The organism is Opitutales bacterium, assembly GCA_013215165.1.
In the GTDB taxonomy this organism is placed as follows: Bacteria; Verrucomicrobiota; Verrucomicrobiia; order Opitutales; family JABSRG01; genus JABSRG01.
This window is the reverse complement of sequence record JABSRG010000016.1, coordinates 38,431-54,577: the sequence shown is the minus strand read 5'-3', so window position 1 is coordinate 54,577 and position 16,147 is coordinate 38,431. Positions and strand designations below refer to the sequence as shown.

At 51.6% G+C, this 16,147-nt stretch carries 15 protein-coding genes; 10 read left to right on the top strand and 5 right to left on the bottom strand.

The features are described 5' to 3' along the window. Nucleotides 1-242 precede the first annotated feature (242 nt). The 5 genes from HRU10_05130 to leuB all read right to left on the bottom strand — a co-directional run bounded on the left by HRU10_05130 (nucleotide 243) and on the right by leuB (nucleotide 4,972). Complete coding sequence (locus HRU10_05130; protein ID NRA26616.1) at nucleotides 243-1,208, bottom strand: sulfatase-like hydrolase/transferase; 966 nt, start codon at nucleotides 1,206-1,208, stop codon at nucleotides 243-245. Nucleotides 1,209-1,312: 104 nt separating this feature from the next. After that, nucleotides 1,313-1,618, bottom strand: a complete 306-nt coding sequence (locus HRU10_05125) for a sulfatase-like hydrolase/transferase (protein ID NRA26615.1) — start codon at nucleotides 1,616-1,618, stop codon at nucleotides 1,313-1,315. 17 nt (nucleotides 1,619-1,635) lie between these two features. Then, the gene (locus HRU10_05120) at nucleotides 1,636-2,511 is read right to left on the bottom strand and encodes a phytanoyl-CoA dioxygenase family protein (GenBank protein ID NRA26614.1); all 876 of its coding nucleotides are present in this window, start codon (nucleotides 2,509-2,511) and stop codon (nucleotides 1,636-1,638) included. Further along, nucleotides 2,508-3,269 (bottom strand): IclR family transcriptional regulator, encoded by a 762-nt coding sequence (locus HRU10_05115; GenBank protein NRA26613.1) that lies wholly within the window; start codon nucleotides 3,267-3,269, stop codon nucleotides 2,508-2,510. The genes HRU10_05120 and HRU10_05115 overlap by 4 nt, the downstream gene beginning before the upstream one ends. Before the next feature lie 602 nt (nucleotides 3,270-3,871). Beyond that, nucleotides 3,872-4,972 (bottom strand): 3-isopropylmalate dehydrogenase, encoded by a 1,101-nt coding sequence (leuB, locus tag HRU10_05110; GenBank protein NRA26612.1) that lies wholly within the window; start codon nucleotides 4,970-4,972, stop codon nucleotides 3,872-3,874. A 95-nt stretch (nucleotides 4,973-5,067) separates the two neighbouring features. On the opposite strand from leuB, the gene HRU10_05105 reads away from it, so the two are divergent. The 10 genes from HRU10_05105 (at nucleotide 5,068) to glgA (ending at nucleotide 16,135) form a co-directional block, all read left to right on the top strand. Continuing rightward, complete coding sequence (locus HRU10_05105) at nucleotides 5,068-5,700, top strand: MBL fold metallo-hydrolase (protein ID NRA26611.1); 633 nt, start codon at nucleotides 5,068-5,070, stop codon at nucleotides 5,698-5,700. After that, nucleotides 5,666-6,850: a bifunctional diaminohydroxyphosphoribosylaminopyrimidine deaminase/5-amino-6-(5-phosphoribosylamino)uracil reductase RibD gene (ribD, locus tag HRU10_05100; protein NRA26610.1), complete on the top strand. Its 1,185-nt coding sequence runs from the start codon at nucleotides 5,666-5,668 to the stop codon at nucleotides 6,848-6,850. Before HRU10_05105 ends, ribD begins: the two co-directional genes overlap by 35 nt. 181 nt (nucleotides 6,851-7,031) lie before the next feature. After that, the gene (locus tag HRU10_05095) at nucleotides 7,032-7,340 is read left to right on the top strand and encodes a YbaB/EbfC family nucleoid-associated protein (protein ID NRA26609.1); all 309 of its coding nucleotides are present in this window, start codon (nucleotides 7,032-7,034) and stop codon (nucleotides 7,338-7,340) included. Nucleotides 7,341-7,360: 20 nt separating this feature from the next. Beyond that, nucleotides 7,361-7,963, top strand: a complete 603-nt coding sequence (gene recR / locus HRU10_05090) for a recombination protein RecR (protein ID NRA26608.1) — start codon at nucleotides 7,361-7,363, stop codon at nucleotides 7,961-7,963. Between the two features lie 9 nt (nucleotides 7,964-7,972). Then, entirely contained in the window at nucleotides 7,973-9,895 is a 1,923-nt protein-coding gene (speA, locus tag HRU10_05085; GenBank protein NRA26607.1) for a biosynthetic arginine decarboxylase, read from the top strand. Between the two features lie 474 nt (nucleotides 9,896-10,369). Beyond that, a complete protein-coding gene (locus HRU10_05080; GenBank protein NRA26606.1) occupies nucleotides 10,370-11,788 on the top strand; it encodes a sigma-54-dependent Fis family transcriptional regulator in 1,419 nt (472 codons plus the stop codon). Nucleotides 11,789-11,914: 126 nt separating this feature from the next. Then, nucleotides 11,915-12,697 carry a hypothetical protein gene (locus tag HRU10_05075; GenBank protein NRA26605.1) on the top strand — a complete coding sequence of 261 codons (783 nt, stop codon included), beginning with the start codon at nucleotides 11,915-11,917 and terminating at the stop codon, nucleotides 12,695-12,697. 5 nt (nucleotides 12,698-12,702) lie between these two features. After that, nucleotides 12,703-13,419, top strand: a complete 717-nt coding sequence (gene rsmI, locus HRU10_05070) for a 16S rRNA (cytidine(1402)-2'-O)-methyltransferase (GenBank protein ID NRA26604.1) — start codon at nucleotides 12,703-12,705, stop codon at nucleotides 13,417-13,419. A 25-nt stretch (nucleotides 13,420-13,444) separates the two neighbouring features. Beyond that, the gene (locus tag HRU10_05065) at nucleotides 13,445-14,383 is read left to right on the top strand and encodes a phosphatase (GenBank protein ID NRA26603.1); all 939 of its coding nucleotides are present in this window, start codon (nucleotides 13,445-13,447) and stop codon (nucleotides 14,381-14,383) included. Between the two features lie 258 nt (nucleotides 14,384-14,641). Then, nucleotides 14,642-16,135 (top strand): glycogen synthase GlgA, encoded by a 1,494-nt coding sequence (glgA, locus tag HRU10_05060; GenBank protein NRA26602.1) that lies wholly within the window; start codon nucleotides 14,642-14,644, stop codon nucleotides 16,133-16,135. The last annotated feature ends 12 nt before the right edge of the window (nucleotides 16,136-16,147 follow it).

Here is a 16,147-nt window from a genome sequence, read left to right as displayed (position 1 = left end):
GATCCGTTCTAGGAGCAGATCGTTTTCGGACAAGCGCTCTATGATTGTCTGAATACGCTCTTGTTTGCGGTCTGATTTTTTAGATGCCATCCCAAGCCTATTTCAGACTTGTGAACGCTTGTACACTATAAAATGCGATTATTCGAAATTTTTCTCCCCGCACTTCTGGTCATACCCTGCTCGGGTTTTGGTTAATATAAGCGATTGATGCCTGTGAAATTATTATCAAGTTTTGTCAGCTCTCAAGTGTCCAGGCGTTCTGCGAGGCGCTGGCTCAATTCAGATGCTAACTCAGGCTGCTCATCGATTAAATTGTACGACTCATCGGTATCAGTGGTCAGGTCATATAGCTCTGCATGATCACCGTAGGATTCGATATACTTATGGGTTCGTGAGCGTAGGCCCCGGTAATCATGCTGACAAGTAACACAGTAGGGTCGATGCTGCTCTTGTAGGCCTTTGAGGATCGGTGCGAAAGACAGGGCATCTAAATTGGGTTGAGCATCTAGGCCGGCGAGCTCGACTAGGGTTGGGTTCAGATCGAATAGCTCCACAAGGGCATCACTTCTTCCGGGCTCGATACCGGGCCCAGCAACTACAAGCGGCACCCGCATGGATGATTCGTAAGCGGTGTGTTTCTGAAAGAGTCCGTGGTCCCCCAGCTGTTCCCCATGATCGCTTGAGAAGACAACGATTGTATTATCGATCTTTCCGGTAGCTTCCAGGGTGGATAAAATCAGTCCAATTTGGTCATCAATTAGCTCGATTTTGGCGCAATATTGGCGACGGGCGATCGTAATATCGTCTTTGGTTGCGTTCGCAAAATTTCGGTGTCTGCGTTCAACGCGTTTGGGTTTGTTTTGTAGGCTTGGCTCGACAGGTGGAGGCATCGAAGCGTGCCGGTATTTTTCGGCTAAGGATGTAGGAGGATCGAAGGGATCATGCGGACTTTGAAAATTCACGAACATATACCAGGGAAAGTCGTCCTCTATATGTTCGATCCGCTCGGCCGCTTTTCGCCCAATAAAGGCATCTTGGTGATGTTCATAGGGGAGGACGGAGTCGTGTGATGCACCCACAATCCATCCCTTTTCTCTGCGATCCATAAAGTCATCGACGTAGGCTTGGAGTAGGCCGTGTTCCTTCAGGTATTGTTTATATGGGCCAGTTGCACCCCCAGATTTGCTTGAATCTGCTGCGGCTGACATACCACCTTCGACCTCCCATGCTCGGGTGAATCCATAACTATAGTTTAGAGGTCTATTGCCATGAATACTACCCGGGGCTCCTGATTTTGAAAGGTCGTGGCGGCCTATACTAATTCTACGCGGTAGCCTTGATCCCTAAAATGCTGATAATGATTTGGTATAGAGGGGGACAATAAAGCGTCAGCATTTGAAAGAGTTTGTGTGCGCGTGGGAACCAAGCCGGTGGCTAATGCAATCCTCGCCGGGCCACAGACTTGGGCGTTCGTGCAACAGTGGCTGAATGCCCTACCGCTTCGTGCAAGCGCGTCGATATGAGGTGTGTTGACAAAATTCGCACCGGTATAGCCGAGGTAATCATGTCGATGCTGGTCATCGAGGATGACAAGTATGTTTGGTCTTTTTAGACGCATAAAGTCCGAAGCTTGATTTAGTCCCTGATCATCTCTTTGCGGTTGAGTTCAGAGGCGTAGAACGCATGACGGATCTCATCTACTTCTTCGAATTGAATCAGCGCCTGTTCGCCAAATAGGCCGCAGGTGCGTCCTTCTCTCCATGCCCATTCGCCGCGTGTGCAATTTTTTGCTGTGATGAAGCCATTGATGTAGAGCCGTCGGTCCAGATGTTTTGTAGTATTAAATCCTCCACCGTGCACTGTGTAGGCGCTCCACAAGGCGACATCACCAGGTTCCAATTCCACATCTTTGATGCGCTTATCCTTAGCATACTGTGGCGCCATCCAAGCGGATCGATCATCAGGGTCATGTTCGATGTCTCTGTGACTGCCGGGTACGATTTGCATCGCACCATTTTCCTTCATGTGCGGGTCGATCGCGATCCCGGTCTGTACCCAAGACGTGTAAAGTTCTTTGAATGATGAACTGGGCTGTCTGCTACGCACGTCGCGATGGAGTGCCCATGAGGTCTTGGAGCCTGGGCGCTTCCAATGCACTTGATTAATGATTTGTTTAACACTGCTGCCGATCAAGGGTTCAATTATCATCAGGAGACGTGGGTCTGTGCGAAATTTATCCATAACTGCATCGTGATAGGAGGGCCATTGCATGCCGCGGACTGTTTTTCCCACGTCTGGGTCCTCATCTACCCAGATGATCGTATTCTGGCGGCGCCAATGGCGTCCTAAAAGCTCTCCCATAAACTTCCATTTATCACAACTTGTGCGTATCTGTTCAATCTCAGCCTCTGAGAAAACGTTTCGAATGATGGTATAACCCTCTTCCCAATACTGGCGAACATGCTCAGCGGTCATCAGGTCGTTAGTGAGGGGTGAGGTCTGTGTTATCATAATGATGTGATTTCTTGTTTTAGATTGAGTCTAATGTTGTTTATCGCGCTATTTAGAACGCCTACAAAATGATCGGTTTTTTTCAGTGGAAGCGACTCTGTCGCACCGGAGCAGCCTAGGGCTGCGAAAACTTTCCCATCTTGATCAGTGATAGGGCAGGCAAGGCTGATGGTATTGAAACCGTTTTCGCAGTTATTGATACTGTAGCCGCGCCCACGTATTCGCTTTAGATCGTCAAGAAGACTGGATGCATCTTTGTGCGTATTTGGGCCTAACGGTTCGAAGATCAGCTCAGGTAAAATTTCCTGGAGTTCCGAATCCTCTTTATAGGCTAGAAATAGCTTTCCGCTCGCGGAGGCATGACTGGATAGGACGCTACCAATGCTCTCCATCGGTCCTCGCACAGTACCATCCGGTGAAGTATGAGCGACGGTGATTGCTTCATAGCCGAATGGAAGGGCCAAGGTAAGCGATAAAGATTCGCGTGGAGCGACACTTAACATTTCCGGGAGGGCGGTTTGGCGAATAGGGATGTTGCGCAAGAGTTCGCGGCCGAGGCGGAGGGCTCCCACGCTTATTCGATAGCGGCTTTGGTAATCCTTGTCTAGATATCGGGCTTCTACTAACGACTGAAGCAAACGGTGAACGTGACTCTTTGGGAGACCGGACATGTGAGCCAGTTCGGTGACACCATGACTCTTTCCGCTATTTGCTATTAGCGAAAGCAGTGCGAGGCCATTTGTAAGGGTATTGTTCACTTAATGCTGTCCTAATATATAGAATTATCGTGTCAACTTCATTGTTCTATATTTTAGAACAGCACAAAAGGGAGCCCTTTGAAATCTCAAATCGCGGTTTAAATCGATCACCAGCCCGACTTTTTGATATCGATTTTTTAGAGTCTTAGCTCCGAGCTATGTGGACTGGACGGCTATCATTAAATCGCCGAGAGAGCCTTAAATTTACCCATAAAAAATCCCATGGAGCCGTCTTGAGGCTCCCTTAATCTCCTTTCTATCAATATCTTGCACCTTCAAGCTGCTATCGCATAATCCGGGTTAAATAGTGTTTTGGAGCTCGATTTAGAGACGCGTGGCGTGCTCTGGTAATTGATTGTATAGGTTTGTGAACATTAGGGGTGTGGGCCGAGGGAGAGCTCCGTATTATCGAGCTGACGGAACATACATTCTTTGTGGGAACACTATTCGTCCCACAGATGCAATCCCGGCCCGAAAACCCGCACCCCTTAATCAGCGCTTGGCTTCGGGCAGGGAGGGATAATTAGCCCAGGGGACCCCAAGCTCCAACTTTGCTTTGCCAATCTAATGCTGAACTGGTGCTCGGTATACCCAAGAAAGCCCTACAGTGCCGCCAAAATTGCATCGCGCATGGCGGTCGTAGACACTGCTTCGCGACCAAAGGCAATGTCGCCGGTTCGGGTGCCACCTTTTACGACGCTCTCGACGGCCTGCTCGATCTTTTGAGCACTGGCTTCAAGGCCGAAGCTATAGCGCAGCATGAGGGCTGCGGAGAGGATTTGTGCACACGGATTAGCCAGGTTTTGACCTGCGATATCGGGTGCGGTGCCGCCAGCTGGCTCATAGAGGCCAAAGGGCTTGTCGAAGCGATTGTTGGTAGCTCCGAGGCTGGCCGATGCCATCATGCCGAGTGACCCGCAGATGACGGCCATTTCGTCGGAGAGGATGTCTCCAAACATGTTTTCGGTAAAGACGACATCAAACTGGTTTGGGTCGCGAGCCATCTGCATAGCCGCGTTATCGATATACATGTGAGATAGTTCGATATCGGGAGCTTCGGCAGCAAATAGCTCAGTGACCACTTTGCGCCAAAGGACGGACGTTTCGAGAACATTGGCCTTATCTACCGAGCAGACACGCTTGCCTCGGCCTCGCGCGGCGGTGATTGCCACACAGGCGATGCGCTCAATTTCGCTCTTTTTGTAGACCATAGTGTCTACGGCTTGGATGTCGCCGTCTCCCAGCTCGTCGGTTGTCTTAGGCTGGCCGAAGTAAATCCCACCGGTAAGCTCACGGATGCATACGATATCGATGCCATCGGGTATGCGCTCTGTCTTTAAAGGCGAGGCGTCGACGAGCTCTGGAAACAAGAGGCCGGGTCGGATGTTTGCGAAGAGGCTGAATTCCTTGCGCAAGGGAAGGAGGGCGGCGCGCTCGGGCTGTTCTTTGGGGGGTAAGCTTTCCCACTTAGGTCCGCCGACCGAGCCAAATAAGATAGCGTCACCCTGCCTGCAGAGCTCGAGAGTGCTGTCCGGAAGTGCCTTTCCGTGGTTGTCTATCCCAATGCCACCGACGTCAGCTGTAGTATATTCGAGAGCGAATCCGTCTTGAGCGGCAACTTTCTCTAAGACCGCCAGCGCGACTTCCATAACTTCGGGCCCGATGTAGTCTCCGGGCAGAACTGCAAATTTAAGCGTATCCATGATTTTGAAAAGCCCGAGAATAAAGGCCCCTAGAGAATGAGAGGAAAGCGCAAAATGCGTTTGCAGGTCCGCGCTGGAGGCGTTGGTTCGACCATATGGAATTTAAAATATTCGAACTGGGCCCAGCGGCTACCAATGCAATTCTTGTTTTTGAGCGCTCGACGCAGCAGGCGGTTTTGTTCGATACACCGCTGGATAGTTATAACCAGGTGAGCCGTTTTTGTGAAGCAGAGAGCTTAACCTTGAACCAGGTTTTGATGACCCATGGGCATTGGGACCACATGATCGATCTGCATCACTTTAACGCAGCGGGCATTCCTGCCTGGGGACACCGAGACGACCAGGTGATGTTTGAGCAGCCTCAGTTGATGGCGGCTTACGCATTACCCGGATTGAAATTCGAATCGGGCAAAATTGATCGTTGGGTTTCTGGGGGCGAGAAGCTCCAATTCCTAGATCGAGACTGGGAGACGCGTCATGTTCCTGGCCATTGTCCTGGGAGTCTCCTGTTCTGGTCGCAAGGGGACGCGGTAGCGATTGTCGGGGATGCAATTTTCGCGGGAAGTGTAGGGAGAACAGATTTGCCCGGTGGCGATACGGATCTGCTCTTGAATTCGATTAAACGTGAAATCTACTCATTGCCCGATAGCACAATCCTCTATCCAGGACATGGTCCTGAAACTGAGGTAGGACGTGAAAAGCGAACCAATCCCTTTGTTCGTGGCTGAGATGACTGATTTAGAGCAATATGAGGCGTGGATGCGACGGGCGATCGAAGTCGGCATGCGTGGATGGGGGCGGACACACCCTAATCCGGCCGTCGGGGCATTGATTATCGAGGATGGGGAGATCGTCGCAGAGGGCTTTCATCCGAAGGTAGGCGAATTGCATGCAGAGCGCCAGGCGTTGAAGGCCTTGGGTCGGCGGCCGAAGCCTGAGGCAACCATGGTGGTGACCATGGAGCCGTGCTCAACTCACGGGCGAACCCCACCATGTGTCGACGGCATTATCGAGGCGGGTATCAGTCGGGTAATTGTAGGGACCCTCGACCCGAATCCAAAACATGCGGGCAAGGGACTGACTATCCTGCGCGACGCAGGTATTGAGGTGGTCCCGGATGTTCTAGCATCCACCTGCAACGGGATGAATCCGCTGTTCAATCACCGCATGGTTCATAAGAATGAAACCATGTTCGCAGTGAAAATCGCAACCACGCTGGACGGTAAAATTGCGACGCGCACAGGACATTCCCGCTGGATTACAGGAGAGATTGCTCGGGCAAATGTTATGGAATGGCGGTTCTATTTTCCGGCCATTCTCGTGGGTTCCGGAACAGTGTTGGCCGATGATCCAAGTCTGACGATCCGACGGCTTGGAGAGCCTGAGACGTGCTCACAACGAATTGTAATCGATATAAAGGCCGAATTAAATCAAGCCGCTGACGCTCGTTTGTTGAATGACTCCTTTGTAGATAGAACCATCGTTCTGTCCACGGATGCATGGGCTGAGGACTCCGGGTATTTATCGGCTTTTCGAGAAAAGGGAGGTGCAGTCGTAGCGGTGAAAACAGATGCACAAGGGCATGTGGAGTGGGCTACGCTCAAGCAGACTTTGGGTAACATGGGTGTATCTGGGGTAATGATCGAACCTGGCAGTGGCTTAATGCGTTCTCTCATGCGGCACGGCGCCATAGACTACCTTATTCAGTATATTGCACCGAAGGTTATCGGAGATGCTCAGGCCTATCCTGCCTTTGATGGTCTGGGGCCGAACACGATGGACGATGCTCTGTTTCTTGAAGATCCGGTTGTCGAACAATTTGGAGAGGATACCTGTATTCGCGGCGCATGGAGCACGGTTGCGTGCCTCAAAAAGTAAGAGCGATGGCAAGTTGTCGCTTCTCTCTGTCGATCTAATCTGAACAATGACCCGAAAAACTTCTTGTTCCCTCAATCGCACCCCTTTGCGAGTTCCTGATCAATGGATCATTGCCAAGTCGCTTTCGCGTGTTAGTCGTGGTGATCGTATACCCAGTTAACTCATTCATTAAATACTCACTATGGCCGGCGTCGGAAAGATTTTGAAACAAGCCCAGAAAATGCAGCGTAAGATGGAATCGCTGCAGGCAGAACTTGCTGCAAAGGAGTTGGACATCTCGGCGGGAGGCGGGGCTGTCCAGGTGAAAATCAGCGGAAATGGAGAGTTTAAGGCACTCAAGTTAGATCCAGAATTTCTGGAAGAAGAGGCCGAGTTTGTTGAGGAAACGATCTTGGCTGCGGTCCAAGAGGCTGCCGAGAAGGCGAAGGCTATGAATGAGGAAGAGATGGGTAAGGTCTCGGCGGGCTTCCAGTTGCCCGGAATGATGTAGCTCTTTTTTGCTGGAAGAAAATGAATCCAGTCTTCGATGCCCTCGTCGGGCGCCTGAAGCGGTTACCCGGGCTTGGCTATCGTTCCGCTGAGCGTATTGCACTGCACTTGTTGACTGAGGACCGTTCGGCGGCACTCGGCCTGTGTGGAGAGATTCAAGAAGCCCTGGAATCGCTGAGGCGCTGTCCCGTTACAGGCAATATGACGGATGGCGATGTGTGTGCAATCTATGCCAATGCGTCGCGCAATAAGCAGGTGGTCGCGGTCGTGGAACATATTCCCGATCTGATTGCGATGGAGCGTTCGGGTGCCTTTCAGGGGACTTATCATGTCTTGCATGGGCGTCTGTCTCCGATCCATGGCGTGGGTCCGGATGCCCTGAATCTTGAGAATCTTGAAGCCCGGATTGATAGGGACTCGGTCGAAGAGGTCATCCTTGCTTTGGCGAGTGATATTGAATCGGAAGCTACCTGCCATTATATTCAAGAGGAAGTGGTGGGTCCGCGCGTTGTCGATGTAACGCGCATCGGATTTGGACTGCCGAGCAGTCGGGGTATTGACGGGGCCGATGCTGCCACCTTGCGCAATGCGCTCGAGGGACGTCGCCGGGTTTCAGATAGCTAGGTTGTTACGATGAGTGAACGAGCCTGGGATCGCGTCGCGGCCAAGAAACTCTATGCGGTAGACGAATGGGGGCGCGGTTTTTTCGACATCTCGGATAGGGGCGAAGTGCTCGTCTTTCCAAAAAGAGAGCAGACTCCGGACGATCCGGGTATCTCACTCATGGAGATCGTGAGTGGTCTCAAAGACCGGGGGATCGCAGCTCCGGTTTTGTTGCGTTTTCCCGATATCCTCGATGCACGTCTGAAGGCCATGTATAGCGCATTTCAAAATGCTATGAGTGCCTTTGGCTATCAGGGCTCCTATCGTGGCGTTTACCCAATAAAGGTAAACCAGCAGCAACAGGTCATTGAAGAGATTACGAGCTTCGGGGAGGACTTGGGCCATGGCCTCGAGGCGGGGTCGAAGGCAGAGCTTTTGGCAGCGCTGACCTACCTCAAAAATCCTGGTTCGCTGCTGATCTGCAATGGTTATAAAGACCAGGAGTTTATAGATCTCGCTCTGTGTGGCCAAAAAATCGGGCTGTATCCTATGTTGGTCGTAGAGACGCCGCGTGAGGTCAGCATTCTTATTGAACGCTCGCGAGCGATGGGCGTGCGGCCGCATATCGGGGTGCGCGTGAAGCTTACTTCGAAGGCCAGTGGTTACTGGTCCGATACGGGGGGTGATCGTTCCGTTTTTGGACTCAATACTGCGCAGACGATGCGGGTGGTGGATCAACTGCGTTCTGTCGGCATGCTCGATTGCCTCGAATTGCTGCACTATCATCTGGGGAGTCAGGTGCCGGATATCAGAGACATCCGTAATTCTGTACTGGAAGCCTGTAGGACTTACGCCGGTTTGGTGAAAGAGGGTGCAGGTATGAAATTTCTCGATCTCGGAGGAGGGCTTGCGGTCGATTATGATGGCTCAAAGAGCAGCGCGGTGAGCTCGGCTAACTATTCGTTGAGTGAGTATTGTCGGGATGTCGTTGAGGTAGTTCAGTCTGTTATGGACGAACATGAGATCGACCATCCTGTCATTGTCACAGAAGCGGGTCGGGCGACGGTAGCATTTTACTCAGTGCTTTTGTTCAATGTCTTGGATGTATCTAAGTTTGACGAAGATCGTTGTGCTGAGCTGTTGCCGGATGATGTTGAGGATCTTCATACTTCGACAAGAAACCTGAACGAGGTTCTCAAGAAACTGACTCCTGAGACTATTCAGGAGAGTTACAACAACGCCTTTTATTACCGTGACGAGCTGCGGGAGTTATTTAAACACGGCTCAATCTCGCTACGTGAACGTTCCGTGGCTGAAGCATTGTTTTGGAGTATTATTACCCAGGTTGCGAAAATTTGCCGTACCCTCGAGTATGTGCCGGAACCGCTTCAGGAGCTGGATGCGTCTATAGCTGATATTTACTATGGTAATTTCTCTGTCTTTCAGTCCCTTCCTGATGCCTGGGCCATTGATCAGTTTTTCCCGATCATTCCGATCCACAAACATAACGAGGAGCCGACACGCAATGCGGTGATTTCAGATATCACTTGTGACTGTGATGGCCGTATAGACCAATTTAAGATCGAGCAAGAGATCACCTCGACCCTGCGCTTGCACGACTGGAAACCCGGTGATGCGTATTTTCTCGGGGCTTTTCTAGTCGGGGCGTATCAAGAGACGCTAGGCGATTTACACAATCTCTTGGGCGATACGAATGTCGTGAGTATACGTCTGGATGATGACGGAAGCTACACCCTGACGAGCGAAATCGAGGGGGATTCGGTATCTGACGTGTTGTCGTATGTGGAATACGATCCCCGTGCGATGATCCGAACATTCCGCGAAAAGGCCGAGGCGGCAGTCCGGTCAAAGCTGATCACGAGCAAAGAGCGCAAAAGCTTGATCTCGCTGTTTGAGGTGGGGATGCGTGGGTATACTTACCACGAGGATTGAGCGCGGATTGTGCGAGAGATCGCGGTAATTGAGGCATAACCTTCAACCGTTTTTGGATCAGCAGCGTGCACCTTTTCGCATGTTGGGTGGAATTTAGACAACGGGGATAGTTCCTCAACTGCCTCTTTTATCTCCGCCTCGCTCTGTCGGGGCGGGGGCCGTTGTTCCGATCCAGGTCATAGGGGCACGGCGACAGAGCGCGGCGGCTACATCTGTTCCCTCTTGCTCGTAGATGGCAATCAAGACCGTGGGTTAAAAACCCACGGCTACCATCTTATATCGATACGCGACTCCGAGAGCGATTGGCAACGGGCGGGTCAATACTGAGATCAGGCAACAGTTATCACCGTCACCCTACGGGTTGAGCTTTAGCTGATCACGCGCACTTCGGGGATCGTTAATTTCTGAGGACTGGGAAATTTTGTCACTCCGAGTTTGGCAAAACTCAGTGAGGTGCGTTAGGACTGTTTTTGTATGATAGCCAGCTTGCTCATAGTAGATGATGAAAAGCACACCCGTGAGGGCTTGGGCCTCAATTTCGAGGATAGGTATGATGTCTATCTTGCTGCAAATGCGCAGGAAGCGTTTAACCTTATGGAAAGTCAGCCTTTCGATGTTGTGCTGACTGATTTGCGTATGGCGGGAAAGAGTGGTCTGACGGTGATCGACAAGTGTCTGAAAATGCCGAACCCACCCGTCTGCATTATGATGACTGCCTATGGCAGTGTAGACACTGCGGTGAAGGCTATGAAGCGGGGGGCTTTTGATTTTTTACCCAAGCCGGTAAATCTGGAAAAGCTGGAGATATTGATTCAACGGGCTCTGGAATCGCGCAATCTCAAAGAAGAAAACGTCCAGCTACACGAGCGGTTGGACAAGAAATACCAATTCACATCGATCGTCGGAGACAGCCCTGCCCTGAATCAGGTGATAGAGACTGTAAAACAAGTCGCACCCACCAAAGCGACTGTTCTGCTCACCGGTGAGACCGGAACCGGTAAGGAACTGTTTGCCCAGGCCATCCACCAAAATAGCGAACGCAACCGTGGGCCATTCCTAGCTGTCAATTGCGCAGCGCTCGCAGCGAATCTTTTAGAAAGTGAGCTTTTTGGTCATGAAAAAGGTGCATTCACCGGCGCTATGGAACGACGTATCGGCCGCTTTGAGGCGGCGGATGGCGGCACGCTCTTTTTGGACGAGATTGGCGAGATCGATGCGTCAACCCAGGTCAAACTCCTGCGTTTCCTTGAATCCCGCAGTTTCGAACGTCTCGGTAGCCAAAAACCGATTGCTGTCGATGTCCGCTTAGTTTTTGCGACAAACAAGAATCTCGCCGATATGGTACGCACAGGCGATTTCCGTGAGGATCTCTATTATCGCCTCAATGTAGTCGAGATCACGCTGCCGCCTCTGCGCGAACGGGAGGAGGATATCTTTCCGCTGCTCGAACACTTCATTGGATTTTATGCACAGGAAAATCGGTTGAATCCGGTCAAGCTTACTGAAGGCGCTGTGCGCGTCTTAGCTGCCTATCGATGGCCTGGAAACATTCGAGAATTGCGCAATTTCTGCGAAAACCTGGTGGTGCTGAAGTCCGGGAAGACCATTCAGGAATACGATCTCGATGCGAAATACCTCGGTTCGGGACTCGTCGTCGATTCACCGCAGCAATCATTAGTTCAGTCCGGCGGTCTGAGTGTGTCGCAAGGTGTTGGCGATTCGCACGACGGGCCATCGCTTTCTAAGTCTGAAAACGAGAAGCGGCTGCTGCGGAATGCACTCATGCAAGCGCGTGGAAATCGGACACAAGCGGCAGAACTCATGGGTATCAGTCGACGCACCCTGCACCGCAAGTTGCTCCAGTGGCCTGAACTTGACCCGAAAAGCGATTGAACTATCTACCTTCCACGCTGTTTTATGCCCCTAAGATTTATGTCCCGCGTTTTTTCCCTTTTTATATTTTGTTGTCTGTCCCTTGCAGCCGATGAGCAGACCGTCAGAATTGTCGGATCCGATTTCATGACTCCATGGTTGGAGCAGGTCTTGAGGGATAGCGCTGTTCCAGGTCCTGAAGGTGTCGTGCTGAGTTTTGATATGAACGGAAGCTTGCCTGCGGTATCTCAGATACGCTTAGAAGAAGCTCAGGCTGGAGTCGTTGCGATACCGCATGGCGAGGTCCTGCCGGCTGAACCTCTCATCGCAATACCGATCGCTTATAAGGTGTCGCGGGTATTTGTTAACGAGAGTAACCGAATCAGTGAAATTACCCTTGGGCGGTTGGCTGATGTTTTTGGTGAGTCTGGGAGTGAGAATATCCAAAATTGGGGAGACCTTAGCCTCACTCAGGAATGGGCATCGCGGACTATTCAACCTGCGCTTTTGTCGGGTGTCGGGATTCTTTCTGATACCCTATTTCGGGCGGTAGGGATGAACAACCAGGAATTTAGTTCTAGTATAGAACGGCTGTATGAAAGTGATGCACTCGAGGCGTTGCTTCGCAGAAACTCCAACGCGTTAGGCATCGGGGAACGCATCCCGGAGCAGTCGGGCATTCGGCAGATAGCAGTCGCACGCACGGTGGAGACTCCAGGGTATTTGCCGACAGAATCTGCGGTGTTTTTTGGGGACTATCCACTCGTTTTACCCTTTTACCTTGTGACGGCTGAGCACCGTAGAGGCGATTTGGTCTGGCTGATCCGCTATATGTTGAGCGATGGGTTCGCACAAAACTTGGAACAACAAGACTTTGTTCCTGTGCCGAGTCAGGAGCGTCAGCGATTGTTGATTGAAATGGGGCAGTAGGCTGGATGGATGCATCTGAAATTTCTTCCGTGCACGGAGGCAGCCTCTATGTCGTCAGCACACCACTGGGTAATTTGGGAGACCTGTCGCCGCGTGCGTTGGAATGCCTTAAGTCAGTGGACATACTCTTGTGTGAAGATACACGCGTCACCGGACGCTTGCTTAGTGCAAGTGGCCTGGAAGGCCGTTCTCTGGTCAGCTATCGAGATGAGACTGAGCAGCGCGACACACCCCGTTGGATCGAGGCGCTTCAGGATGAGCAATCCCTTGGATTGGTTGCAGATGCTGGAACGCCTACAGTGAGCGATCCAGGTTTTCGTCTGATTCGCGAATGCCGCAAACTGGGCATACCCGTTGTGCCGGTTCCGGGGCCATCAGCTGCTGTTACTGCACTGTCAGTATCGGGTCTACCGACTGATTCCTTTTTATTCGTGGGATTCCTTCCGCCGAAGAAGGCTGCGCGGCAGCGATTTTTTACCGAGCATGCTGATGATACTTGGACTCTTATTCTCTATGAGTCCGTGCACCGTATATCAAAATTGCTCGACGATCTGGTCGCGGTTTTAGGCTCTGAGAGACTTATCTGCGTCGCCCGCGAGCTCACCAAAAAATTTGAAACTGTGCATACCGGTCCGGCCAGTACTGTGCGTGATCAAGTGAATCGGGGGTCCTTGAAGGGCGAGTTCGTAGTTCTCGTTGCACGGCAAGGGTTCGACTTGTGATCCCATTTTAAACCAATATCTTCAGATGAGCAGCGATCCATCGGTTGGAGTGATTGATATCGGGAGCAATTCGATTAAATGCCTCGTTGCTGGCTGCGGCATAGATGGGCTTCCTAAGACTCTTTTTGAGCGGACCGCTGAAACCCGCATCAGTGCAGGTATCGATAGCCGGAGCCCGGTTTTGTCCGAAGATGCGATGGAGGCCGGTGTCGCTGCTGTCGAGCAGCTTTGTCTAGCGATGAAAGCCTATCACCCGTCTGTGGTGAAGATCGTGGCGACGAGTGCTGTGCGGGATGCAGGTAATGGGTGTGTATTTGCTGAAGGGGTCGAAACAGTCACGGGTATCCCGCTCACTATTTTGAGTGGAGAGCAAGAGGCCTTGGGTATTGCACGGGGTTTGGCCTGCGATCCGGCAGTCCGCAACCAGCCCGACTTCTGTATCTTTGATTTGGGTGGAGGAAGTTTGGAGTATATTGAATTTGGGGTGGGGCAGGTGCAGTGCGCGGTGTCCATGCAATTGGGTGCCGTGCGTTTAACTGAGCGTTTCATTCCTGCTATAAACGAACCGGTTCATCAAAGCGCGCTAGAATATATCTGGGACCATTGTTTTGATGTGCTAAAGGCGGCAGGTGTTCGGCGGAGCCATCCTGGTTTGGTTGTTGGCACTGGTGGTGGGTTTTCGGTCTCACGTTTGATTTTGGGAGCCCGCGATGGACGATCTGCGGAAGCGAGTCTTCCATCTTTACTCGTGTCGGATCTACGTGACCTTTTGTTTCAAATCTCGCAGGTCTCATTGAACGATCGCTTAACGATTCCGGGTCTTCCAGCATCTCGCGCGGATATTTATCCAGCCGCATTGGCTACGATCGTCGCAGTTGCCGATTATGTCGGGACGACCGAATTTATTCACTCGTTTTACAACCTACGCTTCGGAATTGCTGCAGATTTGCTGGGAGAGCTATGACAGTGATGTCCGTTGTTTGAACTGAGTATCTGCCTGCCCCTTGGCAATCGCTCTCGCGATCACTCTACAAAGTATCGGTGATTGGTGTGAACAGAAGTGCGGGGCATACTGATGTCTAGTAGGGTGATCGCGAGAGCGATTGCCAAGAGGTGGATCAAAGCTCAAGTCAAGCAATGGCTGTCGCCATCACTCTACGCTTCTAATCTGAGCTCCGAGTGCTCTTGACTCCAGAATTGGATAGTCGAGTCTGTTTGCCAAATGTCTGCTGGATCTGAAACCGATACGCTCAAGATTCTCATGGCCACCCCGGAGGTGGATCCGTTTATAAAAATTGGCGGATTGGCTGATGTCGTGGGTGCCTTGCCTAAAGAGTTGGGAGCATTAGGCCATGATGTGAGAATTGTCTGTCCGCTCTATGGAGGCGTGAAGCGCTTGGGGGATTGGACAGAGCTTCCAGGGGTATTGATCGTCAATCTGGGATATGGGGCGGAATATGGTAAAGTTTGGCAAGTGACACTGCCCGGCGTTGCAGCCACTTTCTACTTCATCGAACACGAGCAGTATTTCGGGCGTGAGGAGGTGTATGCGGGCCCTTGGGGCGATCATAAAGACAATGACCGGCGCTTTACTTTTTTGAGCAGAGCGGCGATCGATCTCTGTTATTTTCTCGATTGGAAACCGGATGTGATCCACTGCCATGATTGGACGACTGGGCTGCTTCCAGTCATGCTCAATACCTCAGAACGCGGTACTAAAATGGAGGATGTCGCCACGGTGATGACTATCCATAATCTCAAATTTCAGGGTATTTTTCGCCGAGAAACGATCCATCATGCGCGTATTCCCGCGGACTATTTTCGCCCGGATGGTCTCGAGAGCATGGGTTTTGTCAACATGATGAAAGGGGGGTTATACCATGCCACCAAGCTCACGACGGTGAGTCCAACTTATGCGCGCGAGATCCAAGGCCCAGTGGGTGGCTGTGGCCTTCATTTTGTTCTAAAATATCGTGCGGCTGACCTGATCGGCATACTCAACGGAATCGATACCGACGTGTGGAATCCAGTGGTTGATCCGCACATTACGTCGAATTTCTCTTCGGCAGATATCGGAGGGAAGGCTCAGTGTAAGGCTGCTTTGCAGGAGACGCTTCATCTCGATGTGAATTCCGACAAACCAGTTTTTGGAGTGGTGGCTCGCTTATTTGAGCAGAAGGGACTCGATATTTTGGCTTCCATCATCGACGGCCTGATGGAGCATACTGATATGCAATTAGCCGTTCTCGGGACGGGAGATGCGCACCTCGAACACTTATTTTCCGATGCAGCTTGTCGCTATCCGGGACGCGTCGGGGTGTATATCGGGTTTTCCAATCCTTTGGCCCATCAATTGATTGCCGGCTCAGATTTCCTTATTATGCCCAGTCGTTTCGAGCCCTGCGGGCTTACTCAGATGTATGCCATGCGTTATGGCACGCTTCCCGTGGTGCGCAACACAGGTGGCCTATCCGATACCGTAGATCCCTATGTGCCGGAAGCAGGAACTGGCACGGGGTTTCGCTTTGATGAAAGCAGTGACCATGCTCTCTATCACACCATTGAGTGGGCTCATGATGTGTATCACCGTCGGCCTGAAGCGATAGAAGCGATGCGCTTGCGGGCCATGGCGCGTGATTCTTCCTGGAGGCAGTCTGCTCAAGACTATGCGGATGTCTACCGCTGGTCGGTACAGACCCGAAGATCCATGGGTTAGGAAAGAATTTGC

Coding starts and splice junctions, on each gene's coding strand:
- speA (NRA26607.1), top strand. CDS start 7,973: ATGAGTGAACGAGCCTGGGATCGCGTCGCGGCCAAGAAACTCTATGCG.
- rsmI (NRA26604.1), top strand. CDS start 12,703: ATGGATGCATCTGAAATTTCTTCCGTGCACGGAGGCAGCCTCTATGTC.
- HRU10_05065 (NRA26603.1), top strand. CDS start 13,445: ATGAGCAGCGATCCATCGGTTGGAGTGATTGATATCGGGAGCAATTCG.
- HRU10_05120 (NRA26614.1), bottom strand. CDS start 2,511: ATGATAACACAGACCTCACCCCTCACTAACGACCTGATGACCGCTGAG.
- recR (NRA26608.1), top strand. CDS start 7,361: ATGAATCCAGTCTTCGATGCCCTCGTCGGGCGCCTGAAGCGGTTACCC.
- glgA (NRA26602.1), top strand. CDS start 14,642: ATGTCTGCTGGATCTGAAACCGATACGCTCAAGATTCTCATGGCCACC.
- HRU10_05095 (NRA26609.1), top strand. CDS start 7,032: ATGGCCGGCGTCGGAAAGATTTTGAAACAAGCCCAGAAAATGCAGCGT.
- HRU10_05075 (NRA26605.1), top strand. CDS start 11,915: ATGACTCCATGGTTGGAGCAGGTCTTGAGGGATAGCGCTGTTCCAGGT.
- HRU10_05125 (NRA26615.1), bottom strand. CDS start 1,618: ATGCGTCTAAAAAGACCAAACATACTTGTCATCCTCGATGACCAGCAT.
- HRU10_05105 (NRA26611.1), top strand. CDS start 5,068: ATGGAATTTAAAATATTCGAACTGGGCCCAGCGGCTACCAATGCAATT.
- HRU10_05080 (NRA26606.1), top strand. CDS start 10,370: ATGATAGCCAGCTTGCTCATAGTAGATGATGAAAAGCACACCCGTGAG.
- HRU10_05130 (NRA26616.1), bottom strand. CDS start 1,208: ATGTCAGCCGCAGCAGATTCAAGCAAATCTGGGGGTGCAACTGGCCCA.
- leuB (NRA26612.1), bottom strand. CDS start 4,972: ATGGATACGCTTAAATTTGCAGTTCTGCCCGGAGACTACATCGGGCCC.